The sequence below is a fragment of the Streptomyces sp. NPDC025638 genome (assembly GCF_055558775.1).
In genome coordinates this window covers 15,498-41,671 of the sequence record NZ_JBVHLX010000022.1, presented here as the reverse complement: position 1 = coordinate 41,671, position 26,174 = coordinate 15,498, and the positions used below count along the sequence as shown (strand labels likewise).

Annotated in this window: 21 protein-coding genes and 2 pseudogenes; 6 read left to right on the top strand and 17 right to left on the bottom strand. The window is 66.1% G+C overall.

Features of this window, described 5'->3' with window-relative positions; all coding sequences use genetic code 11:
- Positions 1-275 precede the first annotated feature (275 nt).
- The 5 genes from ACZ4EG_RS39635 to ACZ4EG_RS39615 form a co-directional block, all read right to left on the bottom strand.
- A complete protein-coding gene (locus tag ACZ4EG_RS39635) occupies positions 276-722 on the bottom strand; it encodes a heat shock protein transcriptional repressor HspR (protein WP_363296325.1) in 447 nt (148 codons plus the stop codon).
- A gap of 5 nt (positions 723-727) precedes the next feature.
- Positions 728-1,909 (bottom strand): molecular chaperone DnaJ, encoded by a 1,182-nt coding sequence (dnaJ, locus tag ACZ4EG_RS39630; RefSeq protein ID WP_453547302.1) that lies wholly within the window; start codon positions 1,907-1,909, stop codon positions 728-730.
- A 33-nt stretch (positions 1,910-1,942) separates the two neighbouring features.
- The gene (gene grpE / locus ACZ4EG_RS39625) at positions 1,943-2,596 is read right to left on the bottom strand and encodes a nucleotide exchange factor GrpE (protein WP_467794084.1); all 654 of its coding nucleotides are present in this window, start codon (positions 2,594-2,596) and stop codon (positions 1,943-1,945) included.
- Entirely contained in the window at positions 2,593-4,428 is a 1,836-nt protein-coding gene (gene dnaK, locus ACZ4EG_RS39620; protein ID WP_453547297.1) for a molecular chaperone DnaK, read from the bottom strand. The genes grpE and dnaK overlap by 4 nt, the downstream gene beginning before the upstream one ends.
- 94 nt (positions 4,429-4,522) lie before the next feature.
- Positions 4,523-5,560, bottom strand: coding sequence for an MraY family glycosyltransferase (locus ACZ4EG_RS39615; protein WP_467794083.1), 1,038 nt, complete (start codon positions 5,558-5,560; stop codon positions 4,523-4,525).
- Between the two features lie 193 nt (positions 5,561-5,753).
- Between ACZ4EG_RS39615 and ACZ4EG_RS39610 the strand changes: the two genes are divergently transcribed.
- Positions 5,754-8,036 carry a (Fe-S)-binding protein gene (locus ACZ4EG_RS39610; protein ID WP_467794082.1) on the top strand — a complete coding sequence of 761 codons (2,283 nt, stop codon included), beginning with the start codon at positions 5,754-5,756 and terminating at the stop codon, positions 8,034-8,036.
- 100 nt (positions 8,037-8,136) lie between these two features.
- Here the strand turns inward: ACZ4EG_RS39610 and ACZ4EG_RS39605 are convergent.
- Positions 8,137-8,343 (bottom strand): annotated as a pseudogene (locus tag ACZ4EG_RS39605) (antibiotic biosynthesis monooxygenase family protein); the annotation flags it as partial.
- Between the two features lie 22 nt (positions 8,344-8,365).
- On the opposite strand from ACZ4EG_RS39605, the gene ACZ4EG_RS39600 reads away from it, so the two are divergent.
- On the top strand, positions 8,366-10,018 hold the full coding sequence (locus ACZ4EG_RS39600; protein WP_467794081.1) for a recombinase family protein: 1,653 nt from the start codon (positions 8,366-8,368) through the stop codon (positions 10,016-10,018).
- Between the two features lie 133 nt (positions 10,019-10,151).
- Here ACZ4EG_RS39600 and ACZ4EG_RS39595 read toward each other — a convergent pair whose 3' ends face one another.
- From ACZ4EG_RS39595 to ACZ4EG_RS39580, 4 genes are all read right to left on the bottom strand, one after another.
- Positions 10,152-11,516 carry a replication initiator gene (locus tag ACZ4EG_RS39595; protein ID WP_467794144.1) on the bottom strand — a complete coding sequence of 455 codons (1,365 nt, stop codon included), beginning with the start codon at positions 11,514-11,516 and terminating at the stop codon, positions 10,152-10,154.
- A gap of 297 nt (positions 11,517-11,813) precedes the next feature.
- Positions 11,814-12,011, bottom strand: coding sequence for a hypothetical protein (locus tag ACZ4EG_RS39590; RefSeq protein ID WP_467794080.1), 198 nt, complete (start codon positions 12,009-12,011; stop codon positions 11,814-11,816).
- A complete protein-coding gene (locus ACZ4EG_RS39585; protein ID WP_467794143.1) occupies positions 12,008-13,309 on the bottom strand; it encodes an FtsK/SpoIIIE domain-containing protein in 1,302 nt (433 codons plus the stop codon). Before ACZ4EG_RS39585 ends, ACZ4EG_RS39590 begins: the two co-directional genes overlap by 4 nt.
- Positions 13,309-13,656 carry an SCO3933 family regulatory protein gene (locus ACZ4EG_RS39580; RefSeq protein WP_467794079.1) on the bottom strand — a complete coding sequence of 116 codons (348 nt, stop codon included), beginning with the start codon at positions 13,654-13,656 and terminating at the stop codon, positions 13,309-13,311. Before ACZ4EG_RS39580 ends, ACZ4EG_RS39585 begins: the two co-directional genes overlap by 1 nt.
- 164 nt (positions 13,657-13,820) lie before the next feature.
- On the opposite strand from ACZ4EG_RS39580, the gene ACZ4EG_RS39575 reads away from it, so the two are divergent.
- The gene (locus ACZ4EG_RS39575; RefSeq protein WP_467794078.1) at positions 13,821-14,600 is read left to right on the top strand and encodes a GntR family transcriptional regulator; all 780 of its coding nucleotides are present in this window, start codon (positions 13,821-13,823) and stop codon (positions 14,598-14,600) included.
- A gap of 368 nt (positions 14,601-14,968) precedes the next feature.
- Here ACZ4EG_RS39575 and ACZ4EG_RS39570 read toward each other — a convergent pair whose 3' ends face one another.
- Positions 14,969-15,265, bottom strand: a complete 297-nt coding sequence (locus ACZ4EG_RS39570; protein ID WP_467794077.1) for a hypothetical protein — start codon at positions 15,263-15,265, stop codon at positions 14,969-14,971.
- Positions 15,266-15,585: 320 nt separating this feature from the next.
- Complete coding sequence (locus ACZ4EG_RS39565) at positions 15,586-16,143, bottom strand: ATP-binding protein (protein ID WP_467794076.1); 558 nt, start codon at positions 16,141-16,143, stop codon at positions 15,586-15,588.
- Between the two features lie 198 nt (positions 16,144-16,341).
- Here ACZ4EG_RS39565 and ACZ4EG_RS39560 point away from each other — a divergent pair, with 198 nt between their 5' ends.
- On the top strand, positions 16,342-17,724 hold the full coding sequence (locus ACZ4EG_RS39560; protein WP_467794075.1) for a sporulation protein: 1,383 nt from the start codon (positions 16,342-16,344) through the stop codon (positions 17,722-17,724).
- Between the two features lie 4 nt (positions 17,725-17,728).
- On the opposite strand, the gene ACZ4EG_RS39555 is transcribed toward ACZ4EG_RS39560, so the two are convergent.
- The 3 genes from ACZ4EG_RS39555 to ACZ4EG_RS39545 form a co-directional block, all read right to left on the bottom strand.
- On the bottom strand, positions 17,729-18,643 hold the full coding sequence (locus ACZ4EG_RS39555; protein ID WP_467794074.1) for an aminoglycoside phosphotransferase family protein: 915 nt from the start codon (positions 18,641-18,643) through the stop codon (positions 17,729-17,731).
- Between the two features lie 169 nt (positions 18,644-18,812).
- Complete coding sequence (locus ACZ4EG_RS39550; RefSeq protein WP_467794073.1) at positions 18,813-20,588, bottom strand: UvrD-helicase domain-containing protein; 1,776 nt, start codon at positions 20,586-20,588, stop codon at positions 18,813-18,815.
- Positions 20,585-22,699, bottom strand: coding sequence for an ATP-dependent nuclease (locus ACZ4EG_RS39545; RefSeq protein ID WP_467794072.1), 2,115 nt, complete (start codon positions 22,697-22,699; stop codon positions 20,585-20,587). The genes ACZ4EG_RS39550 and ACZ4EG_RS39545 overlap by 4 nt, the downstream gene beginning before the upstream one ends.
- Positions 22,700-23,191: 492 nt before the next feature.
- Here ACZ4EG_RS39545 and ACZ4EG_RS39540 point away from each other — a divergent pair, with 492 nt between their 5' ends.
- Complete coding sequence (locus ACZ4EG_RS39540) at positions 23,192-23,560, top strand: hypothetical protein (RefSeq protein WP_467794071.1); 369 nt, start codon at positions 23,192-23,194, stop codon at positions 23,558-23,560.
- Between the two features lie 506 nt (positions 23,561-24,066).
- Here the strand turns inward: ACZ4EG_RS39540 and ACZ4EG_RS39535 are convergent.
- Complete coding sequence (locus ACZ4EG_RS39535; protein WP_467794070.1) at positions 24,067-24,393, bottom strand: antibiotic biosynthesis monooxygenase family protein; 327 nt, start codon at positions 24,391-24,393, stop codon at positions 24,067-24,069.
- Between the two features lie 69 nt (positions 24,394-24,462).
- Positions 24,463-24,594, bottom strand: a pseudogene (locus ACZ4EG_RS39530) (antibiotic biosynthesis monooxygenase family protein); the annotation flags it as partial.
- Positions 24,595-24,665: 71 nt separating this feature from the next.
- Between ACZ4EG_RS39530 and ACZ4EG_RS39525 the strand changes: the two are divergent.
- A complete protein-coding gene (locus ACZ4EG_RS39525) occupies positions 24,666-26,003 on the top strand; it encodes an FG-GAP repeat domain-containing protein (RefSeq protein WP_467794142.1) in 1,338 nt (445 codons plus the stop codon).
- Positions 26,004-26,174 lie beyond the last annotated feature (171 nt).

The following is a 26,174-nucleotide window of genomic DNA, read 5'->3' as shown; positions in this document are numbered from 1 at the left end:
TGTGAAGGTCCAGCGGAATCACCTCCAAACACCCTTTACGGACCCTCCACTCAACAGAAGTTCATGGCACGGCAAAGATCAGTACAACCAACTCCAATCCTCACGAGTCGTGATCACCGGCGGCCGTGCACCGCCTTCCGATTCGACCAGAGGACCGAATGATCCCAGCCAGCCGCGCGACCACCACGGCTGTCGTGCTGCCCGCCGCCACGCAGTGGGAGCGCATGCGAAAGGGGCCCGGAGGGTCTCCTCCGGGCCCCTTTCGCAGATCGGTGTCAGTCCTGCTGCCGCTTCGGCCGCCACACCACCAGCGCGCTGGTCTGCTGGACCTCCTGGTACGGGACCAGGTCCCGGCGGTAGGAGGCGTGCACGGCGGCCTCGCGCTGCTGCATCGCGGCCGCCGCGCCGTCCAGGGCCGCCTGCAGTTCCGCGACGCGGGACTGGAGCGCGGCGACCTGGTTCTCCAGTTCGATGATGCGCTTGATGCCGGCCAGGTTGATGCCCTCGTCCTGGGACAGCGCCTGCACCTGACGGAGCAGTTCGATGTCCCGGGCCGAGTAACGGCGGCCCCGGCCCGCGGTGCGGTCCGGGGAGACCAGGCCCAGGCGGTCGTACTGGCGCAGCGTCTGCGGGTGGAGTCCGGAGAGCTGGGCCGCCACCGAGATGACGTAGACCGGGGTCTCCTCGGTCAGTTCATACGGGTTACGCCGACGGCCGTCCATCACTCTCAAGCTCCCTTCGCGGCCTCGAACAGCTCCGCACGCGGGTCCTCCCCCGCGGTCGCCTCGCGATACGCCTCCAGTGCGTCACGAGCCTTCCCCGACAGGTCCCTGGGAACACGCACCTCGACGGTGACCAGCAGGTCCCCGCGGGTGCCGTCCTTGCGGACCGCGCCCTTGCCCCGCGCCCGCATGGTGCGGCCGTTGGGCGTGCCCGGAGGCAGCTTCAGGGTGACGGCGGGGCCGCCGAGGGTCGGGACCCGGACCTCGCCGCCGAGCGCCGCCTCGGTGAACGTCACCGGGACGGTCACCGTGAGGTTGTCGCCCTTGCGGCCGAACACCGGGTGCTCCCCCACGTGCACGACGACATACAGATCGCCGGCCGGGCCGCCCCGCTCGCCGGGGGCTCCCTTGCCGCGCAGCCGGATGCGCTGACCGTCGGTCACCCCCGCGGGGATGCGGACCTGCATGGTCCGGGACGACTTGGCGCGGCCGCTGCCCTTGCACTCCATGCAGGGGTGCTCGGCGATCAGACCGCGGCCCTTGCAGTCGGGGCAGGGGTCGGTGAGCGAGAAGCCGCCGCCCGAACCCCGCGCGACCTGGCCCGTGCCGACGCAGGTCGGGCACACGCGCGGTGTGCCGTTCTTGTCGCCGGTGCCGGAGCAGGCCTTGCACGGGGCCTGCGAGGACATCCGCAGCGGGACCGTGGCGCCCTCGATGGCCTCGGTGAAGCTCAGCGTGACCTCGGACTCGATGTCCTGGCCGCGCCGGGGCTGGGTGCGCGTGCCCGCGCCGCCGCCCCGGTTGAACAGGCCCCCCAGGACGTCTCCGAAGCCTCCGCCGAAGCTCCCTTGGCTCTGGGCGCCGCCTCCGCCGCCGCCTCCGAAGAGGTCGCCCAGGTCGAAGTTGAAGGAGCCGCCGCCCGCGCCCGGCCCCGGGCGGAAGCCGCCGTTGCCGAAGAGGGCGCGTGCCTCGTCGTACTCCTTGCGCTTCTTGGGGTCACCGAGGACGTCGTTCGCCTCGGAGATCTCCTTGAAGCGCTCTTCCGCCTTGGCGTTGCCCTTGTTGGCGTCCGGGTGGAACTCGCGGGCGAGCTTCCGGTACGCCTTCTTGATCTCGGCCTCGGTGGCGTCCTTGGGGACGCCGAGGACCTTGTAGTAGTCCTTCTCGATGAAGTCCTTGGTGCTCATCCCCGACGTCCCTCCTTCCGTTCAGTGTTTACGTCAGCCCTCCTCCGGGCCACCGTTCTCCTTGTCGTCGTCCGCGGTGCCCTCGTCGGCACCCTCGGCCTTGACCGTCTGCGCGCCGGGCTGCGGCTCGGCGACGGCCACCCGCGCGGGGCGGATGGTGCGCTCGCCGATGCGATACCCGGGCTGCAGAATCGCCACGCACGTCGTCTCGGTGACGTCCGGCGCGTACGAGTGCATCAGGGCCTCGTGGATCGTCGGGTCGAAGGGCTCGGCCTCCTTGCCGAACTGCTGCAGTCCCATCTTCGCCGCGACGGTCTCGAGCGACTCGGCGACGGACTTGAATCCGCCGACCAGTTCGCCGTGTTCCCGCGCGCGGCCGATGTCGTCGAGCACGGGCAGCAGTTCGGTCAGGAGGTTCGCGATGGCGATCTCCCGGACCGCTACCCGGTCGCGCTCGACGCGGCGGCGGTAGTTCTGGTACTCGGCCTGGAGGCGCTGGAGGTCCAGCGTGCGCTCGTTGAGTGCCGTACGCACCTGGTCCAGCTGGGCCACCAGGCCCGCTGTCTGGTTCGCGTCCCCGGCCGGGGCCGCCCCCTCCTCGGAGGCGGCCTTCGGCTCGGCGTCGTCAGGGGTGGCGCCGGAGGGGACGTCGGGCTTCTCCTCGAAGCCCGGGGTCTCCTCCGTCACGCGGCACCGTCCTTGCGCTCGTCGTCGACGATCTCGGCGTCCACGACGTCGTCGTCGGCGCGCGGGGCCTCACCGGCGCCGCCCGCGGCCTGCGCGGCCTGGGCGTCGGCGTACATGGCCTGGCCGAGCTTCTGCGAGACGGCCGCGACCTTCTCCGTGGCCGTGCGGATCTCGGCGGTGTCCTCGCCCTTGAGCTTCTCCTTCAGCTCGGCGATCGCGGCCTCGACCTCGGTCTTGATCTCGCCGGGGACCTTGTCCTCGTTGTCCTTGAGGAACTTCTCGGTCTGGTAGACGAGCTGCTCGCCCTGGTTGCGGGTCTCGGCGGCCTCGCGGCGGCGGTGGTCCTCCTCCGCGTACTGCTCGGCCTCCTGGCGCATCCGGTCGACCTCGTCCTTCGGGAGCGACGAACCGCCGGTGACGGTCATCTTCTGCTCCTTGCCGGTGCCGAGGTCCTTCGCCGTGACGTGCATGATGCCGTTGGCGTCGATGTCGAAGGAGACCTCGATCTGCGGGACGCCGCGCGGCGCCGGCGGCAGACCGGTCAGCTCGAACATGCCGAGCTTCTTGTTGTACGCCGCGATCTCGCGCTCGCCCTGGTAGACCTGGATCTGCACCGACGGCTGGTTGTCCTCGGCCGTCGTGAAGATCTCCGAACGCTTCGTCGGGATCGTGGTGTTGCGCTCGATGAGCTTGGTCATGATGCCGCCCTTGGTCTCGATACCGAGGGACAGCGGGGTCACGTCGAGGAGCAGGACGTCCTTGACCTCACCCTTGAGGACACCGGCCTGGAGCGAGGCGCCGATGGCGACGACCTCGTCCGGGTTCACACCCTTGTTGGCCTCCTTGCCGCCGGTCAGCTCCTTGACGAGCTCGGCGACGGCGGGCATACGGGTGGAGCCACCGACGAGGACGACGTGGTCGATCTCGCCGAGGGAGATGCCGGCGTCCTTGATGACGTTGTGGAACGGCGTCTTGCAGCGCTCCAGCAGGTCCGCGGTCAGCTGCTGGAACTGAGCGCGGGTCAGCTTCTCGTCCAGGTGCAGCGGGCCCTCGGCGGACGCGGTGATGTAGGGCAGGTTGATCGAGGTCTCGGTGGACGAGGACAGCTCGATCTTCGCCTTCTCGGCAGCCTCGCGCAGACGCTGCAGCGCCATCTTGTCCTTGCCGAGGTCCACGCCGTGGCCGGCCGCGAACTGCTTGACCAGGTAGTCGACGACGCGCTGGTCCCAGTCGTCACCACCGAGGTGGTTGTCGCCGTTGGTGGCCTTCACCTCGACGACACCGTCGCCGATCTCCAGCAGCGAGACGTCGAACGTGCCGCCACCGAGGTCGAAGACCAGGATGATCTGCTCGTCCTTGTCGAGGCCGTACGCGAGCGCGGCCGCGGTGGGCTCGTTGACGATGCGCAGGACGTTCAGACCGGCGATCTCGCCGGCCTCCTTCGTCGCCTGGCGCTCGGAGTCGTTGAAGTAGGCCGGGACGGTGATGACCGCGTCGGTCACCTTCTCGCCCAGGTAGGCCTCGGCGTCGCGCTTCAGCTTCTGCAGGATGAAGGCGGAGATCTGCTGCGGGTTGAAGTCCTTCCCGTCCAGCTGGATCTTCCAGTCGGTGCCCATGTGACGCTTCACGGAGCGGATGGTCCGGTCCACGTTGGTGACCGCCTGGCGCTTGGCGACCTCGCCGACCAGCACCTCGCCGTTCTTGGCGAAGGCGACGACGGACGGCGTGGTCCTGGCACCCTCGGCGTTGGTGATGACGGTGGGCTCGCCGCCCTCCAGAACGCTGACGACGGAGTTAGTCGTGCCCAGGTCGATGCCGACCGCACGTGCCATGGTGATTTCCTCCAGCTGACTTGAGTGGAACGGACTCAAGTGTGCACGAGGCTCGCCACTGGGTCAACAGACCTGAGTCGTGGCGACTCAACTCTTATCCGTTCCTTACACGCAACTGCCGTGTGACCTGCGAAGATGCCATACGGCGGACCCCGTAGACAGGGATTCGAAGGAGTAGAAGTACGACCACGAGCGCCCCGCCGGCCACCCAGAGGACGGCACCGTCCCCGGCCCAGCCGGTGTGGGCGAGCACCCCGACGAGCACCCCGGAGAAGGCTCCGGTGCCGAGCAGGACGACGGTTCCCTGCGGGGTGAGCCCGAGACGGCGCAGCCGGTGGCCGAGATGGTCGGGCCCGCGCCTGAGGAGCGGGCGCCGGGCCATGCGCCTCGACACGGCCACCAGGGCGAGGTCGGCCGCGCCGAGGGCGGTGAGGCAGAACAGCACGCCCGCGCTGTCCCCGAGCCCGTGCCCGGCCCGGGCGAACACGGCGGCGGAGGCGAGCACGAACCCCGTGAACAGCGATCCGCACGCGCCGAGGCCGATCCGCGCGGGATGCCAGTTGTGCATGAGGAACCCGGTGAGGGCGGCGGCGAGCACGCTGAGCAGTACGGCCAGCCCGTCCATCAGCTCGGCCGCGGCGCAGGCGCCGACTCCGAAGGCGGTGATCACCCCGACCGTGCCGGCGAGCCCGTCGGCGTGATCGAGAGCCCGGAAGGCGAAGGCCACGAGGACGATCCAGCCCACGGCCAGGATCCCCGCGGGCACGCCCGTCTCGCCGTACGGCACGACACACACGGCGGCCAGCGCCGTACCGGCGGCGAGCACTCGCGGCCGCAGCCGCCACACGTCGGCGACCAGCCCGAGCAAAGCGACCCCGGCGCCCGCGCACAGCAGCCTGCCGACCCCGTCGCCCAGTGGCGCGACCCGCGTCCACTGCCCCGCCCCGGCGACCAGACAGGTGGCGGACAGCACGGCCACGCCCCCGAGCAGGGGCACGGGCCTCCGGCGTCGGGCCGGATCCGGCTGCCTCCGCTCGACGATCCCGGCCCGCAGGCCGGGCGCGCGGAGCAGCGCCGCGAGCACGGCGGTGAGCAGCAGGGCGGAGGTGGCGGCGATGATCCCGTAGAGCACGGCTCTAAATTAGGCGTGAATGGAGCAATTCGGTATGAATAACACGATCGGATTGCCGGTCCGGTTCAGGCGCCCTCAGCGACCCAGATCACCTCGCTCCTGGCTACAGCACGGGGGATGATGCGGGTAGTGTCGAACGGACTGCATAAGTTACCGCTTAGTAATGTCCCTCGCAGGCCCGAGGAGCCCCGAAATGCAACTCGCCGCGATCATCGTGTCGCTGGTTCTGATCGTGGTCGGCGTCGCCCTGTTCGCCCGCGCCGTCCTGCAGATCTTCAACTTCATGCGGCTCGGCCAGAGCGTGCCCGCGGGCACGCGCACCGACGAGCCCGTCCAGCGCACCCTCACCGTGGTCAAGGAGTTCCTCGGCCACACCCGGATGAACCGGTGGGGCATCGTCGGTATCGCGCACTGGTTCGTGGCGGTGGGCTTCTTCACCCTGCTGCTGACGATCGTCAACGCCATCGGCCAGCTGTTCCAGGCCGACTGGATCCTGCCGGTCATCGGCGAGTGGGCGCCGTACAACGTCTATGTCGAGTTCATCGGCACCATGACGGTGCTCGGCATCGCGGTCCTGATCGTGATCCGTCAGCTGAGCAAGCCGAACAAGCCGGGCCGCAAGTCCCGCTTCGCCGGCTCCAACTTCGGCCAGGCGTACTTCGTCGAGTCCATCATCCTCATCGTCGGCGTCTGCATCTTCATGCTGCACGCGCTCGAGGGCGCCCAGCACCACGTCGACGGCTACGAGGCCTCGTTCTTCATCTCGTACCCGGTGGTGTCGTGGCTGGAGGGCCTGGACGTCTCCACGCTCCAGAACCTCACCTACCTCTTCGCCGGCGTGAAGATCGCGGCCTCCTTCATCTGGATGATCACGGTCGCCCTGATGACCGACATGGGTATCGCCTGGCACCGCTTCCTCGCCTTCCCGAACATCTGGTTCAAGCGGAACGCGAACGGCGAGACCTCGCTCGGCGCGCTGCTGCCCATGACCTCCGGCGGCAAGCCGATCGACTTCACCGACCCCGGTGACGACGACGTCTTCGGCGTCTCCCAGGTCGAGCAGTTCTCCTGGAAGGGCCTGCTGGACTTCTCCACCTGCACCGAGTGCGGTCGCTGCCAGTCGCAGTGCCCCGCCTGGAACACCGGCAAGCCGCTCTCCCCCAAGCTCCTGATCATGTCGCTGCGCGACAACGCGCACGCCAAGGCGCCGTACCTGCTGGCCGGCGGCGGCAAGACCATGGAGGGCGAGGAGAAGGCTTCGGCCGAGGCCCTGAAGGACGTCCCGGCGTCCGCGCTGGCAGAGGCCGAGCGCCCGCTGATCGGCACCGCCGAGGAGAACGGCGTCATCGACCCGGACGTCCTGTGGTCCTGCACCACCTGCGGCGCCTGCGTCGAGCAGTGCCCCGTGGACATCGAGCACGTCGACCACATCGTCGACATGCGCCGCTACCAGGTCATGATCGAGAGCGCCTTCCCCTCCGAGGCGGGCACGATGCTCAAGAACCTGGAGAAGAAGGGCAACCCCTGGGGCCTGGCCAAGAAGCAGCGCCTGGAGTGGACCAAGGAGGTCGACTTCGAGGTCCCGGTCGTCGGCAAGGACATCGAGGACCTCTCCGAGGTCGAGTACCTGTACTGGGTCGGCTGCGCCGGCGCCCTGGAGGACCGCGCCAAGAAGACGACGAAGGCCTTCGCCGAGCTGCTGCACATCGCGGGCGTGAAGTTCGCGATCATGGGCGGCGACGAGAAGTGCACCGGTGACTCCGCCCGCCGCCTGGGCAACGAGCCCCTGTTCCAGGAGCTCGGCATGGAGAACGTCATGGCCCTGAACACGGCGTTCGGCGAGGAGCTGGACGACGACGGCAAGGTCACCGCGGAGTCGAAGAAGCCGAAGTCGGCGAAGAAGATCGTCGCCACCTGCCCGCACTGCCTGAACACCCTCGGCAACGAGTACCCGCAGCTCGGCGGCGACTACGAGGTCATCCACCACACCCAGCTGCTGCAGCACCTGGTGGACGAGGGCAAGCTGATCCCGGTCACCCCGGTCGAGGGCATCATCACCTACCACGACCCGTGCTACCTGGGCCGCCACAACAAGATCTACACGCCCCCGCGCGAGATCATCGGCAAGGTCCCGGGCCTGCGCAACGAGGAGATGCACCGCCACAAGGAGCGCGGCTTCTGCTGTGGCGCCGGTGGTGCCCGGATGTGGATGGAGGAGCGGATCGGCAAGCGCATCAACAACGAGCGCGTCGACGAGGCCCTCTCCCTCAACCCGGACATCGTCTCGACCGCCTGCCCCTTCTGCCTCGTGATGCTCACCGACTCGGTCAACGGCAAGAAGAACGAGGGCAAGGCCAAGGAGTCCATCCAGGTCGTGGACGTCGCCCAGCTCCTCCTCGACTCCGTCAGGACGCCGGTGGACCCGGCGGGCACCCCGGAAACGGAGAACGAGCCGGAGCCGGAGCCGGTGAAGTAGCCGGCCGCTGAACAGCTCGACGGCGCCCCCTGCCCGATACAGGCAGGGGGCGCCGTCGTACATCCGCTTCCGCTGTCCGCTGCCCGCTGTCCGCTGTCCGCTAGGCGCCTTTCGGGCCCGCCTGCTGGACCACCTCGAAGGACCACAGGGTCGACCCGGAGGCGGCGGGCTTCGGCCGCTCGCCGCCCTCGCCGCCGCCCTGGTGGGCGGACTTCATCGGCCCCTCCATCCACGCCTGGAACGACTCCTCGTCACGCCAGCGCGTGTACACGAGGTACTGGTCGGTGCCCTCGACGGGGCACAAGATGTGCGGATGTACCTTACGAAACATGAGCGAAGATGACTTGGTCTCTCGCGCACAGTGGGGGAACTTAGAGAACCAGAACTGGGCCGTACTCGTCCGTCTGTCCACGGACGAGGGCGACGACGAGCCCGTCGGCGAACCGTCTGAGGGCGGGCAGCGACGCGGTCCCATGACCGGTCGTGACATCAAGAGCACCAAGGAGCAAGAGCGAGACGGCCGGGACCACATAAGCCGCTGTGGCGGCACGTGTGTCCACGTCTACTACGAGCCGGACACGTCGGCATGGCGCAAGAAGCGCGTCCGCCTACCCGACGGTCGTGTGGTGTACCGAGTAGTCCGCCCTGTCTTCGAAGGCGCATTGGAAGACCTCAAGTCCGGCCGGGCGCCCAACGGCCAGCGCCTCGACGGACTGATCGTCTACGACATCGACCGTCTGACACGCGACAACCGGCACCTTGAGGACGCCATCGACGTCGTGGAGCGCCATCGACGGCCGATCATCGACATCAACGGCAGCCTTGACCTGCTGACGGAGAACGGGCGGGCAACGGCTCGCGTAGTCGTGGCGATGAGCAACAAGCAATCGGCCGACACCGCCAGGCGCGTACGCCGCAAGCACAGGGCGTTGGAGCGCGAAGGGATCCCGACGGGAGGGACACGGCCGTTCGGCTGGCTCGACGACAAGCGGACCCTGCATCCAATCGAATCAAAGCTCTTACGGGAAGCAGCTCTCGGGATTCTCGGTGGCGCCCCAGTACGCGCCTACCCGGTCCGATGGAACGAGGCCGAAGTGACGACCCCACGCGGAAGCGCGTGGACGCCGACGAAGCTCAAGACGGTGTTGCGCAACCCGCGGATGTGCGGGATCCGTTCACGCAAGGCGCGCACCCTCAACCCCGACACAGGAAGCGAAAACGAACGCTGGGAAATCGTCTACGGAGACGACGGCGAACCGGTCCGCGGGCAGTGGGAGCGGGTGATCTCCGTCGAGCAGTGGGAGGCACTGCTCGAAGTCATCGGCGAGAACATGCAGCCCAGCAACGGGCACAACGCCCGCAAGTACCTGTTGACCGGGACCCTCCGATGCGACAAGGACGAGTGCGGCGCTCCCCATCGGGCGATCAAGGCCCCGAAGAACGCCAACAAGCCCGAAGGATTCTTCTACTACGCCTGCCCGGACAAAGGACAGGGCGGCTGTGGAGGCGGAACAAAGATCCCCGGTCCCGACGCCGATAAGGCGGTTACAGAGCTAGTGATCGCCAAGTACGAGGAGGAAGCGGCAGCGCGTCAGGCCGAAGCTGCGCCGCAGGATTGGGACGGAGAGGAGACACTCGCGCGCGTTCGCGAGGACATCGAGGAGACCAAGGAAGCCCGCCGACAACGCCTGCTCACCAGGGAGCGCTACTTCGCCATGCTTCAGGAACTCACGGCGCAGGAACGGCGGCTGACCCGGGACCGCAACAGGTGGATCAAGCAGCAGACCGCCGCGCATGGAAAGCCGGTCGACCTGCGTGCGGAATGGGAACGGCTCACCCTCCCAGAGCAGCGGGCATACGTGGAGCAGACGCTCACGGCGGTCTTGGTCAGCCCGGCAGTCGGGCGACGCAAGCCAGTCCAGACGCGGCTGACCCCGCTTTTCCGGACAGAAGACGACGCCTATACCTCTGACGAGGACTGAACAGAACTCGGGCGGCGGGTTGTGACGTTCATGCGAAGCGTGACGTTCGCCCGCCGCCACTTCCGCTCCGACCAGCGGGGCGCGTTGCGGGCGTGCGCCCGTGCCCATTCGCGAAGCTCTTGATCCGGATCGCTCACTGGGCGCCGCTTCCCCCGACGTTGCGCACCTCAGTGCGTGCAATCTCTTGGTTCAGGGCGATGTCGGAGGCGACTCCGGCGGCTATCAGCGCGGCGCCCGAGGTGTGGCCAGAGCCGACGTAGCGCCACTGTCGCTCGGTGACCACGTCGGGCACTTCCACATGGCCCATGTGGTCGGCGCGCTCGGCACGGAGCGCCGCGTAAGTCGTCGAATAGGCGCGGGACTTGGTGAGGATGTGACCCCGATAGCCGAGCGTGTGAGCCCAGGCCCGGAGGCGGAGGGGCTCGTACTCGGGAAGACCGCCGAGGCGCCAGCAGGCGCGCATGAGGGTGCGCACGTGTGAGCTGACGGGTGCCGTGGCGATGTCGGTCCAGGTGGTGAGCGAGTGGTCGAGGCCGGCGCCTGTCTCGCTCGCTCCCTTGGTGACGTACTTGGCCACGTACGCGGCCACGGCGTCATCATCGGGGCCATTGCTCTTGGCACGCAGGGGTCGGACGTCGAGCTGGGCGCCCCAGCGGAGTTCCAGTTCCCCCACGGCAGGGTTGTAGGGCGTGCGGACCAGGACCCGACGGGCGGAGGCGCGTACGGCGCCGATGAGCCGTTCCGGGGTGCCCCAGGCCGGGGGATCATCGTCGGGCCCGGTCGGGCCGTCGAGGCGGACGACGGCATGCACGTGGACCGCCGCCCGCTTCTGGTACTCGGCGACGCGAGCGAAGGACAGCCTGGCGTGTCGGGCGAAGTGGGACTGCACGAGACCGACGGATGAGGCGAGGCGCCGCCGGACGTCGATGACGAACCGGTCCCACAGTTTGGATGCGTGTGCGTGCCACAGCACGTGAGCGGCGTAGTCATAGCAGTCGGGGCAGAGCGGATGGCCGACGACCAGGGCATCCGGTGCGTGGACGACGCCGCAGCCGAGGAGGCGTCCGTGCTCGCAGACGCCGCCGTCTCGGCGGGGGTGGCACGGCTCTCCCGCGCGGTGGACAGGGCCGAAGGAGGGGGCGGTCAGGGTGACGAAGAGCCGGGGGCGGTGGCGAATCGTGGCGGGCACGTTCTTGCCGCCGAGGAGGCCCGCACGGACGAGGTGGAAGGTGTCTCCGGCGTGGAGGCGGGAGCAGGCCGGGCAGACGGTTGCCCGGCGGTTGCGGCAGCGGACAAGGAGACGTTCGCCAGGCTCGTCACGGGTGTCGTAGTGGTTGAGAATCTCGCCGGTCGCGCCGTCCAGAGTGGTGGTGGAGCCGGAGAGGTGGACGGGGTGGGCGCAGCCGCCGGTTGCGGTGATCTGCTCCAGCCAGCGGGGGAACTTCGGGTCTTGGGCGAGGCGGATGGCGTCGCGGTCCGCTTCGGGGAGCTGACGCAGGCGCGCCGCGCGGTCGAGGGCGGCGCGCCTGTCAGCCGGGGTGTAGTCCGGGGTGATGGTGGTGACCTTCCGGGGTGGGCCGCCGAGACGGCACGGTGGTGGGTGCGTGGTGCGCCGTGGGTCATGGGGATCACCTCCGGTGCGCGGTCGGGTGGGGTGGGGGTTCAGCGGATGGTTCCGGTGCCCCGGCAGACGCGGCAGCGCCGCACTCGTCCGGTCCAGGTCTTGCGGGCTCCGTCGCCCTTGCAGTGGGGGCACCTCACGCGAGGCATGGGCATGGTGTGCGTCCTTCCTGGCCTAGAAGTGGGCGAAGCCGCTGAGGATCCAGGTCATGAGGCCGTTGATGGTGAGGCTGACCGGGGTCTGGCCGAGGTACATGCCGAACAGGGCGATGCAGGCCGCTTCCCAAATCCGCACGTCGCGGGAGCGGACGAGGAGGAAGGTGATGATCCCGAAGACCACCACGAGGGACACGGCTGTACCTGTGCTGATCACTTGTCGTCTCCTTCCAGCTCCGCGAGCGCACGGTTTATGGCGGGCAGTTCCGGGGTCAGTGCGGCGTACTTCCTCGTGGTCGCCACGGCTTCATCCGTGGGGGTGAGGTGGGAGCGGGCGCGGCTCCATCCGCCGTCCGGTCCGGTGCACACCGCCACGCCCCGCTCTTGCGCGGTGATCGACTGGGCGACGGCCACGGCATCCTTGTTCAGGTCGCCCAAGGTCATCTCGGCCGTGCCGGGGTCGTTGACGCGGTGGCAGATCCGGCCGCCGAGCTGGGCCCGCAGGGCGGTGACGCCGGGGCCGAGGTCGGAGCCGACCCGCTGGCCGGCCACGACCAGGTGGATGCCGAGCGCGGCCCCGAGCTGCGCGAGTCGCAGCAGGAGCGTCGAGCACTGCTCTGCTTCCGCCTTGCCCTCGCGGGTGCCGTCGGACAGGTACAGTTCCGCGATCTCGTCGACGATCACGACGACCGGCACCGGCCGGAGCTTGTCCGGGAGCTCCCAGATGGAGCGGACTCCGGCCGAGCGGCACGCGCTCATCCGGTCTTGCATGTCGGTCACCAGCGCCGAGAGCACCGCGGCCGCCTCCCTGCGGCAGGTGGCGAGCGCGCTCAGCCGTCCGGCGAACAGGCCGAGTTCCATGCCGCCTTTGCAGTCGATGCCGACCAGGGCAACCCGTTGCGTGGCTAGTTGGGTGATCAGCCGGGCCAGCAGGGTGGACTTTCCGGATCGCGTGGCCCCGACGATGAGCCAGTGCGGCACGAGCCGCAGGTTCATCACCCAGGCGCCGCCGCTCTCCAGGACGCCGATGAGCGCGGAGAGGAGTTCGGCCGGAGCCGTGGCTAAGCCCGGCCGCTCCAGCGGATCCGTCGCCGTGGCGGTCAGCAGCACAAGCCCACGTTCCGGTGAGGTGACCCGGACGGCGTGAACCTTCCACGCGTGCACCAGAGCGTCAGCCGCCTTCAGGTACGTCGCGGGGGTCTGGCCCGCGTGCAGCCGCACGGTCGCGGTCAGCCCGAGGCGGTTCACCTTGGGGAAGGACAGCCGCGGAGTCACCGGCCGCAGCGGATCGCCCTTGACCACCAGATCCCCGAGCAGCCCGCGCGGCGGACGGTGGGAGACGGCGATGTCGTTGAGCAGGGCGACCTTCCGCCAGGTCAGCAGCACCCGGAACGTGGTGGCCGGGTAGCCGATCAGGTACCAGTGCCAGGCCGGACGGTGCCGGCGCACCAGGTCGCCGATGACGAGCAGCCAGGCCGCTACGGCGAGCGCGAAGGCGAGCAGGATCGGCCCCATCACGCGTCACCGCCCTTCGCGTGCACCGGGCCGCCGTGCACGGGGGTGATGGCGTCGGCGCGGAAGCTGACGCCGTGCCGCTCACCCATCGACCACATGAACGCCGTCAGTCCGGTGACCTTGACGATCTGCCCTTCCTCGATGCCCTTGGGCTGGCCGCTGACGGCGATCTCGATGACGGAGATCCGCCGTCCGTCCTGCCGCACGGTGACGGCGACGGTCCAGACCGGATTGCCGTCCCGGTCCCTCTTCACCTCCTGTGTCTCGGAGTTGGTGATCTTCGCTTCGGGCGCGATGGCGCACCGCAGTACGCCCAGTCGCGCCGTGTCCACGGGAATGGACTGCATTTCCTTGGCCTCCCTGGCCACTTGGGACGCCAGGACTCAACCTGACGTCACTTGTCCTTACGAGTTACGACTATGAAGTGCTGTACGGCGGGAGTGCAAGTACTTATACTGACGAGTGATGTCGCGCGTGCGACGTGCCTACGACCTCACCCGGAGATGCCGAGATGTCAGAGATCCAGCGCCCCGGAGCCCTCTACCAGCAGGTGGCCGCCGCGATCCGCGAAGCGATCCTGTCCGGCGAGTTCGCGCCCGACTCCCTGCTTCCATCCGAAGCCCAGCTCATGGCCCGCTACGGGGTATCGCGCCCGACTGTCCGCAACGCCATCGCGGCCCTGCGCGCGGAGGGGTTGATCGATGTCCGGCACGGCAAGGGCAGCTTCGTACGCTCCGACGGACAGCCCGCCCTTACCATCGAGCGCCGCATCAGCCGCACCAGCGACGGCCGGTTCGTCATGCCCAACGGCGACATCTGGCAGGAGGCCGAGGAGCCGAGCACCTACCGGACCCGCACCACCAATACCACCGGCCGCCTCCTCCAACTCGACGAGGAAGAAGCGCTGTTCGGGTGTGACCGGCTGCTCGTCGACCCGAACACCGGGACGCGGGCAATGCACCGCACCCTGATCCCCTTCGAGGTCGCCGAAGCCGTGCCGCTGCTCGCGGAGGAGCCGTGCAAGCGACCGGCCGCGATCTACCGGCTGCTCACCCAGGACGGTCGCGCCCTGTCGTGGACCGAGACGGTACGCGCTCACATGCCGATGCCCGACGAACGGACCACGCTCCAGCTCCCGGACGCGACCCCGGTCCTCCACGTCGCCCGCGTCGCGCACGGCAGCGACGACCGGCCCCTGATCCTCGAAGAGCTCCGCTTCGGCGCGGACCGTGCCGAACTCGCCTACCGGATCACCGCCGACAAAGAGCCCACCCGACACACCCGCACCTGAACCACAACGAGCATCGGTCGAAACCGCCTTCACTTCCTCAAGGGCGCGCCTCCGGCGCGCCGGGGCGCCCGGCCGCCCCGGCCGGGCGTGCGGCGTGCCCGCCGGTCCCGTCCGGACGGCCGACGCCCCACGCCACAGCACGCCCGAGGAAACGAGGTGACGACCGGCCGTCAGCTCCAAGCCGCAGGCCGTGTGGGCCTTGTCCAGCATCAACAGGCAAGCATGGTTGCTGCCGGTGGGCGGCTGAGCGAGACATACGCGCGCCAGCCCGTTCGTCACACCGCATCGTCGTGGCTGACTGTCTGTGGCCAAGGCATCAGGCGCGGACGGAGATGAGCCGGCGGGGCGAACCCCAGCAACGAGCCCGCTCACGCGGCACCACCGTGGCCATGCGCGTGTTCCTCCAGGAGCCGGGCGAGCCGCTCGACCGCGCCGGGCCAACCCGCCAGCCGTACGACACCGCGCCCGTCCTCGTTCGTCGAGGCGGCGGCCCGTACGGCGGACAACTCGAAGCCCGCGCCCAGGAGCGCCCGGTTCATGCGGTCGGCAGCCTCGCGCGCCTCACGCCACCCCGTGATGTAGTCGACGCCGGACACCCACAGACCCGAGTCCGCGCCCGGCATGTCGAGACCGTCACTCAGCCAGCCCTCACCCGAGCCAGTCACGTTTCCCACCTCTGCCCTGATCTCGTAACGGATCGCCAACTTCCTTGGGCCAGGGCCGGAATGCAGCACGACGGCCCCGGTACCATCAGGCACCGGGAACCGTCGCGTTCCCAGCCGGGTCACCCTTCGCTTTCCAGGGCAGATGGGGTGGCCCGGCCTATAGGGGATGTGAAGCGCGGCCCCTCACGCGGGAGGGGAGCCCCCCGGACGTCCGAGAGACCGCGCCCCTGCGGCCGGAGTGGTCGAACTCCGGCCAGTGACCGGGTCGCCGCCCGCTCCCGATCGCGAGGGAGCAGAGCAGGGCAGCGACCCGGCGTCTGTCAGGGCGAGTAGTCGGCCCTTGACTGGTCAAGATCGAAGCGGGCCCACACGGTCTTGCCGCCCCGTTCGTCCGGCGTCCACCAAAGAGCAGTGGCCAACCGCTGAACGATGAGCAGGCCCCGGCCGGTATCCGGCAACACCGCCTCGGACAGTTCTCCCATCAGACCCGCAGAGAACGTCTCACCTGCCGGAAGCAGCGGGGGTGTCGAGTCCTCATCAGCAACCCCGATGAAGAGCCACTTCGGATACTTCTTGAACTTCACGTCGATGCGCCGACAAGAGCCAGGTAGCGCCCGACAGCGATCCGGCACCGCATGGTTCACCACATTTCCGACCAGTTCCGAGACCACAAGCCGAGCGTCATCCACGATCTCACCAGCGTTGGCGCCCCGAAGGAACACAGCCGTCATGTCACGTGCGACGCGTGCGGTGTCCCGCAACTCGGCGAAGAGCGTGAGCGCCAAAAAGTGTCCGTCGGAGGACGGATCGGGCGCCACGAACCAGTGAGCGTAAGCGTTTAGCTCACTGTCGTAGTGCTTGAGTTCCTCCGCATTCATCACATCCCCTTCCAAGTCTCTGACACCGATTGCTGCACACAAGTCAGTACACGGCGCCAAAGTCGTGACCGGGAGCGTTCAGCAAGGGGTCCACGTGAACGCCAGCAAAGGCAAAGGGGGTTCACGAATGAACCCCCCAGAGCGAGACTGCTGTGACACGATGAACACTCGCCGTCATTCTCGGGTTGGCAGGGGAGCATGAGCCGAGAGCCAAACGCGCAGTTGATCGCAGCGATGGACGAAGCGAAGGTCTCGAACAAGGGCCTTGCGAAACGTATGGCGGAAGAGGCCAACCGGCGTGGCCTCGATCCAGGTGCGGGGACGACGCACATCTCCGTGGGGCGATGGCGAGCAGGTGCAGGCATCCGGCCGGAGACGGCAGCACTGATGGCAGACGTGCTCTCCGCCAAACTCGGACGCCGCATCATGGCAGGCGACCTAGGTTTCTTCGACCACACCACGGCGCCGGCACCCGAGCCCATCGGCTACCCGAGCACTGTTCCCGACGTTCTGTCCATGCTCGACGGACTCACCCACGAGCACGCCGACACCCCCGCGGCGGACAACCTAATCATCGCGGACGCCGATCTCAGCTCTGCCGTCCTGTCATGGATGATCGCCCGCCCCGATGGCGTCCAGGCCGACAGCCCCGTTCCCCGACGAGTCGGCATGCGAGACGTCCGTGCGATCAGGGAAGCCGCAGGCCTGTTCATGCAACTCGACTTCAAGTACGGCGGAGGCCATGGTCACAAGGCACTTCGCCACTACTTCCGCGAAGACGTGCTGTCCCTGCTGAACGCGAATTACAGCGAAAAGGTAGGCAACGCATTATTCGGCGCCGCCGCCGAAATCTCCCAGTTGTTGGCATGGACCGCCTACGACGTTGGCAACCACCGGCTTGCCCACCGCTACCTGACATCGACGCTGCGCCTGTCCCAGGTCATCGACGACCGCATGTTCGGCGCCCGCATCCTCGGCAACCTCAGCCACCAGGCCAACTACCTCGGCAACCACGCCCAGGCGATCCAGCTGGCCCGCGCTGCCGTCGAGGGCGCCAAGGGCCGAGCCACCCCACGCGCTATGGCGAACTACTCAGCCATGGAAGCGCGCGCCCTGTCCAACGCAGGCGACCACGCCAGAGCAGGCCGCGCGATGAACGAGGCGGAACGCCACTTCGAGCACGCCGACACCTCCGACGACCCTGCATGGCTGAGCTACTTCGACGAAGCGGAACTCATGGGCGAACTGTGCCACTGCTTCCGCGACCTCAAGATGCGCCGGGAAGCCGTCGTGCAGGCCCAACGAGCCGTCGACAGCACCGACCCGAAGTACGCCCGCACCCTCGGCTTCTGCCGCATGGTGCTCGCCCAGAGCCAGTTACTCAACGGCGAGCTGGAAGCCGCCGTGACCACCGCGAGCCTCGCAGTCGACGGCGGCGACTCCCTACAGTCCACCCGCTTCCAGCGCTACGTGACCGACTTCCAGAACGAGGTCAGTGTTCATGTGGCGAACCCCGTAGTGGCCGCCTTCAACGAGAAGGTGCAGGACGCACTCACCCGCCTCGACGAGGACGACGAGTAGGCAGCTACCAGGGCCGCCAATCCCGAGGCGCGTTGTCGTTTCGGAGACCGGCGATGCGCCGGCGGTACTCACCCGCGGTTTCCTCGTCCTCCTGCACGTTCTGCATGAGCCAGGTCGTCATCCCGAACTCCTGGATGCCCCGCAACGTCTCGTACCCATGCCAGTCGTACAGGTCTCGTCCATACGCAGCTACGAAGTCGGCGTACTGCTCGTCGGTCTGCCAGCCAAGGCTGTGGTGCTCAACGGCCGAGACCATGAGATCCCACTCCGGATGGTCGTAGCAGAAGGCCTCGAAGTCGATCAGGATCACCCGGTCCTGGTCATCCACCATGAGGTTCTGCACGTGGGCATCCCCATGCACTGGCCCCTTGGGTGTCTCGAACTGCAACTCAGCGTACTTGTCTCGCAGTTCGCGCCACCGCTTCTGCAAGAAGACCTTGTCATCCTCCGGGATCACTGCCCGGTCCAGCCGTAGCTGTTGCTTGTCGAAGGGATCGAATGCCGGCAGTACAAGACCGTCCGGCACAGTCAGCGAGTGAAGATCCTTAAGGACCCGGCCCAGCTCCCCGTACGTCGCCTTACGGTCCCCCTCGACGATGAGATGCCAGAACGTCACCGGATGGCCATCGATCAAGAAGGGCTGCTCCAGGTCCTCGACGATCCGCGCGGCCAGGAACCCTTCTTCCGCCAGCCATTGCGACACAGCCACTTCAGTGCGGGCTTTGGCTAGCCACTCTTCCCCGCGAGCCACGCGCACGATGACCGGCCTTGAGGAGAGCCGAAACAGCGCGTTTTCCCCGAGACGGATCAGCTCTGCGCCTCTGTCATCGAGCCCTGCAGCCCGGCACGCGGCAGCCATCACCCGCGCAGCCCTCGCCGACGTGAACCCCTCTTCCGATCGAGCAGCGTCAACCGCCATGCCCGTACCAGCTCCCCTAGTCGCGCGCGATCAACCAGCGCACGCCTACGGGTGACCAACCCAGCGCACGCCGGACACGACCTTGACCGTACCCAGACGAGCACGATCGAGACGAGTGTTCACTGCCATGGCAAGGATGGGTTGAAGCGGGAGCAGCTCCCCGCGGCACTTAAGAGCTCGTAAGTACACCCTCGGAGCCGTATGGAACCGCCGTGATATTTGTTGGACCTACCCAACTTTCAAGAGTCTGCAGTGCATCTTTGGGCAACTCAGTGGTGAATAGAGCAATGAGGTTCTCTCTAGCACGCGAGGAAGCCACATAGAAGAGATTACGTGACCTTTCAAATCGTTTTAGGTCATCACCACTGAGGTGTCCCCTGTTCGGGAAGTCTGCCAACATCCTAGGGAAGTTGTAGAGTGTCCAGCCTCCAAACACCGCCAGAACGGTGGGATATTCAGCACCCTTCACGCCGTGCTGCGTGGAGAACGGCGTGTTCTCTTCCACATATTGCCGCAGCGCCACCACCTCTCCATAGCGCACAGACCTGAACTTGCCATACTCCTCCAGGCGCCTCGGAAGCGCAGTATCCTGACTCGGATCCTGCTCCTTCAGAGCTCGCTCCCATTTCTGCTGGCGGTCGTACACAGCCTGAGGAGGAGCAAAGTATTTCTGCGCGAGGATGAGGTCCAATAAGTCACCGACGGTACCGTTGGCGCGAGCGGAATCGAAAGCCGTAAAGAGGTTCGCCCAGCCTGTCTTATCACTTCGTTTCTGCATGCGCGGGCGAGAGCGTTTGAGGACCTCGAACATTGACCCATATTGCTTGCTCTGAAAATGTTCGCAAGCAGGTTCAAACGCATCTAGCAGAAAGGCGACGACCTCATCCCGCTTTCGCACATAATCCTCATTATATTGAAAGGCTCGATCAACGCCACCGAAGCCGAGTTCAGAAGCAATGGAGGAATGAGTGAGCATCAGAATTTTTGGTCGCTCGCTCTGCTCTTTCCCGTATCGCCGCAGCGCATCTTCTTCTACCCATTTCAAAGTCCCGGTTAGGACGCTGTCAGGAATTTGCCCCTTTTTAGAGCGTGACCCTCTAGGGCCGATCCAATTGTTCGTGTGGTAGACGAGCACTGTGCCTGGCTTGGCGTCAGCGACCGGCGCTTGAGGGAGCTCGGGACGCATATTATTAAGAAGGTCGACTACGGCTAAGCTGGACCGCCAGTTTGCGTTCTTTTGGATCGGCATGACGGGCAGATGGTCTATAGATCCGCACGTTCTATCATAGATCTGTTGCCAATGGTCCCCGAAGAAACCATGCGTTGAATCTACCGACGTATCCTCGCCACTGAGCATCGCCTCCGCCAACCCGGCGGGAGTATCTTGATACTCGTCAATGAAGATAATGGGAAATCTGTCTGCGACGAGCGATCGAAACTTGCGGTTACTGAAGAGACGGACAGCCAGCGCGGGAACATCATCATGGTGGAGCCGAATGACGTCATCCCTGATGCCACGGAATCCCAAATCGTACGCTACGGTAAATCCCTGCAGAGAAGTCCTACCCTCCAAGATTGGATCCCACTTTGACAGAGTAGGGATTTCTCGAAGTAGCGCCTTAGTGAAGGGGGATATGATGTGCCAGAGAAAACCATGGATTGTGTCAGCAAAGACATACGGGCTAGCGTCTGTGCGGCGAATGATTTCGTTACGTGCCACGTTAGTGTAGGTCACGCATGCGACACGCTGTCCGTCCCTGGGGAGATATTTTGACCTGTTGCTGAGGATGCGCTGCAGAGCATTAATCAGAGAAGTCGTCTTCCCTGCTCCTGCGCCAGCTTCTAGTTTGAAATTGCTTCCACTTTCCAAAGCAGCGAGGATACTACGGAGTGCCTTCTCGCTCTCTTCTTCGGCGGTAGTAACTCCACTTCGTGTCTGCATCATCTGACCGCCACTTGACCGGAAGCGTCACTTTCCGAATGGAGCCCATCGGAATCGCCAGCAGCTTCAGGCGATCGACCGAGAAGCCACTCCAAACCGCGCCTTATGTAGCGGGGAATTTCCCAGTTCCCCTCATCGATGGCGAAGGTAAGTGCGAAGTCGCTTTTCTTGTAACGCTTGGCCTCTTGCCGAACGATTTCCTCGCGCTCCAACAGGGAGGCCGTCTTGTCCTCTTGCAAATCGAAGAGGTGAGGATTTGCGAGGATGAAGGCATCCTCAAATGTCCGACCGCAGGGACCGCCGGGATGCTCGGGCACCTGGTAGGCCAGGGCGCGCGTGCCCGTAACCGGGAGACCGTCTTCGGCGTACTGCAGTAGTTCCGCCGGCGAGATCGCGTCTCGGTCGAACCACTTCGTGATACCGCGGTTTGTGGTGGCTGTACCTTCCTGAACGCAGCAGGCTTCAAGCTGTTTTGGATTAGGTCTTGCCGGGTCCAGGTCAGTAATGACAAGAGTCTGAATCCCGAGGAAGTCCAGGAACGGGTAGAAAATGTGAGCGTAGGCACCGCCCACTTCCATGATGCTTACGTACTGACTCGCCAGGCTATTGCTGGCTTGCCGGTCCCTGTCGTCAAACTTTGCGATGGCAGCGGGGATGAAGATGCGCTCAGTCGTTCCCTCTATGAGAATCGCCTTGTCTGCAAAGAATAGGTCAGCTCTAGTCAAGGTGAGGTACTTGTGCAGAAATTCCTTCTCGATGCCCGGGGCTTCAGCGAGGTTGAGAACAGCTGAACTTGTGGCCTCCTCCGAGTCGCCGTTTTCACACAACCGGAAGTATCTTACGGCAGAGAACCCAGCCCTGTTGGCGATGTGTGCAGAGTGAGTCGTTACCAGGAACTGTGCATTCCAGTATTGAGACGAACCATCGGCGGCAGGGAATTTGTCTTTAAAGACCCTCAGCTGCTGGATAAAGATTTCCTGCATTTGTGGATGGAGATGCGCCTCAGGCTCCTCGATGAAAACAAGGTGTACGGATGTCTCATTTCTGCGCGCCGAGTATTCCCTGTAGTAGCTGAAAAGGGTCAGGAGGATAAGCAAAAGGTTTCGTGATCCGAGACCGCTGTACGACTCGGGGAGTTCAACTCCACCAGACCCTGGATAATTGATACTCGTGAAGTTAGACAGTAGCCGCTTCGAGTCGAGCGTGGTTTTCGTCGAAAAGTTCCGATTCCCCATGCCTGGGTATCCAAACTCGGAAACGGTCGGAGCCATCTTGCTGTACGTGTCTTGCAGATGAGTGTTCAGCCTCGCAACGATGCCCTCCAAAGCCGATTCCGTTTCGTTGGCGAAGGTTCTAAGAATCGAGCCATCATCTGCTTTTGCGGCCACCATGAAGAGAGACTCTAGAATCTTACCAATCTGATCCTTAGGGCGTTCCTTTTCGTCGTCAAGCCCGCGCTGGGCCTTGACGAAGTCTACTTTGATGGCTTTTGCGACCTCGGCAATGGAAATATGCCGGAAGTTAGTTGCGTCGGTGGGATCGACAGCAACTGCTGAACGCTCAAAGAGGTGCGGGATGCGCGGGCCAATGAGGGTCAGCAGTAGCGACTCTTCATAATCTTCGGTAAGGGTCTTAGGAGCATCCCGAAAGAACTCCTTCATAGCACCCGACTTCAACCCATACCGAATGGTGACAATTACTTCCGCGCAGTCTGGGTCGAGATCTACGATAAGCGGCCCCAAGGCGCCATATTCCCTGACATCACTGTCGTAAGAAATGGAGATCGTGACTGAAATCTCCGGTAGCACCTTGCGGGCCGCCCCCTCGTCGCCCGTAGAGAACTCCCGGTATGCGTCGGCGAATTCGACATACGAGTCGGCAGAGAAATCTTCCAACCGTAAGTTTACGTCTGCAGTGCGAAGAAATCTGCTCAGCACCTCTGCCAGCGACGTTTTTCCTGTGTTGTTCCGGCCCACGCATACCGTCACGTCTTCGTTAAACGTCACCGTTGCATCCCGCAGAAGGCGGAAGTTTTTTACTTCCACCCTCGTGACTGTGGGTGGGCACGTCGGCCGTGCAGCTTCGTTCTGCTCTGATGATGCTGGTTGGCTCACGTGCACAGTCGCTCCTGAACAGACGGACCCTCTGAGCCGACACCAGCTTCCCTAGATGCGACCCGTGACTGCAGTGGAGCGGGGGGAGGCCCAGTGCTCCTGGTGAGGCAGTTTGTCACGCAAGATGCATGTAGGTAGGCGTTTTCGCCAAGGTCGTGCGAAGGCCACAGCACGGACCGTGGTGAGTGCACACAAGCACGTGGCTCAACTGGCCGTTAGACATGTCGATCTTGGGTCGTTGCGCTCGCAGGTGCATCCCCCGTAGCTAAGCCCACTCCCGTAGTTGACACGGGTGCGGCAAGATTGCGTGCCATGGATCAGGGGACTGCAGCGGTGTGGGCTGCTGCTGTTGCTGGCTTATCGAGCGCGGCTGGAGCTGCTATCGGCGCGGTGGCGGCGGGTCGCTCAGGACGCGTCACAGTCGTTCAAACAGCCGCGGAGGGGCGGCGGGACAGGCACGAAGAGCAACGAAGACAGAGCTACCAGAGGTACATGACCAAGGTCAACGCGGCATGCGAAGCCTTCGATGCCATAGTGCGTAGGTTGCAGGCCGGCCCGGAGGCCGCCGCAGAGGAGTCCCCCGCGCACCAGGTCGCCTTTAAGGCCATGAGTGAGGTCGAGCTCAGCTACCTATCCGACGTGTGGCCCTGCGGACAACGTGAGGTCATCGTCGCGGCTGGCACCGTGCACGATCACCTGTTGGTCGCTCGCGAAATCATCGAAGCGCTTCTTGGCCATCCGGAGGACGCGCGCGATGAGCAGTCCCAGAGGATGCAGCACTGGATAGACCACAGGGGTGAAGTACGTACCGCCCACATGTTGTACTCAACGTGCGTCAGCCAGGCTCTCTACACGACGTAGCGCAGGTGGAGTAGGCAGGCAGAGATCGCCACGTCGACTCACGCCCCTACACGCCGTCGTCCACCATCGAGCGCTCTCCAGGAGAGCAGGGGCCAGCCGACAGACGGGCGCATGGAGGCGTCCGAGAAGGCTCTCAGACCCACTCCACCTCTGAGTGGATGTCCGTGGTGCCTCTAGGCCCAGGCAGAGGCGTTCGTGGCGTCGCTTGCTTTGGCGGTAGTCGTCGGCTGAAAGTGCCGACAGCGCCCAACACAGCCGCGACCTCGTCCGCGCTCGCCCCCCGCCAACGCCTCAATCACCCGATCGAGTGCCTCGCTCACCTCAGTGCGCGTGACCACTCGAAGCAGGCGCCGACGCAGCGTTCTTGACCGTCAGAGGCAGCAACTTCTGGCCGGTCGGGCCGATTTGTATAGCCGTATCCATCTGCGGACAGGCAGTGCAGTCGAAGCACCCCTTGTCTGCGCCGGGGCGATCCCTTTCTGGCACGAGAATGAGGGGCTTCTGGTCTATGTGTTCTTGGGCTCGGCCTGCTGGACGACCTCGAAGGACCACAGCGTCGAGCCCGAGGCGGCAGGCTTCGGCTTCTCGCCGCCCTCCCCACCACCCTGGTGCGCCGCCTTCATGGGCCCCTCCATCCACGCCTGGAACGACTCCTCATCGCGCCACCGCGTGTAGACGAGGTAGCTGTCGGTGCCTTCGACCGGGCGGAGAAGTTCGAACCACTCGAAGCCGTCGGAGCTCTCCACGGCGTGGGCTCGATGCGCGAACCGCTTCTCCAGGGTCTCCCGCTGCTCAGCGGGAACGGTCAGTACGTTGATCTTGACTACGCTCATGCCCCTATCCTGCCGCAGGGGCGATCAAGAGCGCGTGAGTGACTTAGTGGTACATCAGCGCACCTGTTGTGGCCGCAGCAGCTCGAACCACTCGAACCCGTCGGAGTTCTCCACGGCGTGCGCCCGCGAGGCGAACCGCTTCTCCAGGGTCTCCCGCTGCTCGGCGGGCACGGTCAGTACGTTGATCTTGACTACGCTCATGCCCCCATCCTGCCCGGTGCCTCCGGCGGACGGGGGCGCCAGGGTGTCGCGTCGTGTCGGACGCGGGCATCATGGCCCAGGCGTTGCCGAGGGTGTGGACGGGATGGGCGGTGCGTGTGCGCAGGGGTGGAAGAGCCGGGACGGTGACCGCTGTGATCGGCGGGCTGGGGCTGCTGCTGGCCGCCTGTGGGCCCACGGAGGACACGGGTGCCGCCGAGCACACCCCGGTGACCGTCGCGGACGCCCCGGCGAAGATCCCCGTACCGCACGGCAGGGGCAGCAAGGTCCCGGACGACTTCAACGGCGACGGCCACCCCGACCTCGTCCTCGACGACCTGGTCAAGGAGCAGAGCCACGCCGACGACGCCGGCATCGGGATCGTCTACGGCAGCGCGCACGGACTCACGCCCGGCGCACGGCAGTTGCTCGACCCGAAGACGCACGCTGCGCCGACCAAGGGCCGACTCCCCGCCGTCTTCGACGCGGAGGCGAGCTGCGACCTGGACGGCGACGGCTTCACCGATCTGGTCGTGTCCACCGATCCGCCGTACGACGGGCAGGGACAGCCCCCGGTGCCGCTGCAGATTCTGTTCGGGTCCCCGGACGGGCTGACCGGCCGGGCCGTGAAGCTGGCCGTCCCCGCCCGCGCCCGCTTCGGCAACGACTGGCCCGACCAGCCGGTGTGCGGCGACTTCGACGGGGACCGCAGGTCCGACCTGGTGCTGCACGCGTCGGGCGGCCGACTGTCTTATCTGCGCGGCCCGTTCAGCCGCAAGGGCGCCCCGCACGCGGCAGCCGCGCCGCTCCCGTCACCGGGCGAGGTGCCGGTCGGCCCCTCCGCCGACGTCAACCGGGACGGCTACGACGACCTGGTCGTCCGTACGGCGGAGGGCACCGCCAAGTCGGCCCTGCTCCTGGGCGGCCCGGACGGACCGGCCCGCACCGGTGCCGTCCTCCCCAGCGGCGTCGATGTCGTCCTCGGCCGCTTCGGCCGGGGCAAGGCGCTGGACGCGGCGGTGGGCGGCATGGCGGAAACGTCCCTGCGCTACGACCTCCCGGCGGCCGCCCGCGCCACCCTCGCCACGCCCGGCTCGATGCTGGACGCGGCCGACTTCGACGGCGACGGCCGGGACGAACTGGTCTCCAGCGGCTCGCGGTTGCGCATCCTCCGGGGCCGTACGAAGGGACTGTCACCGGCGGGCACGGTCACCGTCGCCCCGCCCGCCCGGGGGACCACCCGCGTCCTGACGGCCGGTGACTTCGACGGCGACGGACGGGCCGACCTGGTGGTGCGGACGTACCGGGGGGAGACCGAGGACACGGTGGCCGTGTACCGGGGAGTGGAGAAGGGACTCGTGGCGGCGAAGCCCGCGGTGACCTTCTCGACGTCGGAGTTCCTGGTGCCGTAACACACGCACCGTCCGCATACAGCCGTCGCGGAGGATTACCGAACTTCCGTACAACCCTTGCCCGTCGACGCAGGTCTCATGATCGGCGACCACTCCATGAACCCCGGGACAACCCGAGGCGAACACGGACGGTCCGCACACCATTGACTGCGGATGCCCGCCAGGCATCCC

Excerpts from the sequence above, each read along its gene's own strand:
- ACZ4EG_RS39610 (WP_467794082.1), top strand. The coding sequence starts at position 5,754 with ATGCAACTCGCCGCGATCATCGTGTCGCTGGTTCTGATCGTGGTCGGC.
- ACZ4EG_RS39585 (WP_467794143.1), bottom strand. The coding sequence starts at position 13,309 with ATGGGGCCGATCCTGCTCGCCTTCGCGCTCGCCGTAGCGGCCTGGCTG.
- ACZ4EG_RS39525 (WP_467794142.1), top strand. The coding sequence starts at position 24,666 with ATGGCCCAGGCGTTGCCGAGGGTGTGGACGGGATGGGCGGTGCGTGTG.
- dnaK (WP_453547297.1), bottom strand. The coding sequence starts at position 4,428 with ATGGCACGTGCGGTCGGCATCGACCTGGGCACGACTAACTCCGTCGTC.
- ACZ4EG_RS39575 (WP_467794078.1), top strand. The coding sequence starts at position 13,821 with ATGTCAGAGATCCAGCGCCCCGGAGCCCTCTACCAGCAGGTGGCCGCC.
- ACZ4EG_RS39635 (WP_363296325.1), bottom strand. The coding sequence starts at position 722 with ATGGACGGCCGTCGGCGTAACCCGTATGAACTGACCGAGGAGACCCCG.
- ACZ4EG_RS39560 (WP_467794075.1), top strand. The coding sequence starts at position 16,342 with ATGAGCCGAGAGCCAAACGCGCAGTTGATCGCAGCGATGGACGAAGCG.
- dnaJ (WP_453547302.1), bottom strand. The coding sequence starts at position 1,909 with ATGAGCACCAAGGACTTCATCGAGAAGGACTACTACAAGGTCCTCGGC.
- ACZ4EG_RS39565 (WP_467794076.1), bottom strand. The coding sequence starts at position 16,143 with ATGAATGCGGAGGAACTCAAGCACTACGACAGTGAGCTAAACGCTTAC.
- ACZ4EG_RS39535 (WP_467794070.1), bottom strand. The coding sequence starts at position 24,393 with ATGAGCGTAGTCAAGATCAACGTACTGACCGTTCCCGCTGAGCAGCGG.
- ACZ4EG_RS39550 (WP_467794073.1), bottom strand. The coding sequence starts at position 20,588 with ATGATGCAGACACGAAGTGGAGTTACTACCGCCGAAGAAGAGAGCGAG.
- ACZ4EG_RS39540 (WP_467794071.1), top strand. The coding sequence starts at position 23,192 with ATGACCAAGGTCAACGCGGCATGCGAAGCCTTCGATGCCATAGTGCGT.
- ACZ4EG_RS39555 (WP_467794074.1), bottom strand. The coding sequence starts at position 18,643 with ATGGCGGTTGACGCTGCTCGATCGGAAGAGGGGTTCACGTCGGCGAGG.
- ACZ4EG_RS39600 (WP_467794081.1), top strand. The coding sequence starts at position 8,366 with ATGAGCGAAGATGACTTGGTCTCTCGCGCACAGTGGGGGAACTTAGAG.
- ACZ4EG_RS39580 (WP_467794079.1), bottom strand. The coding sequence starts at position 13,656 with ATGCAGTCCATTCCCGTGGACACGGCGCGACTGGGCGTACTGCGGTGC.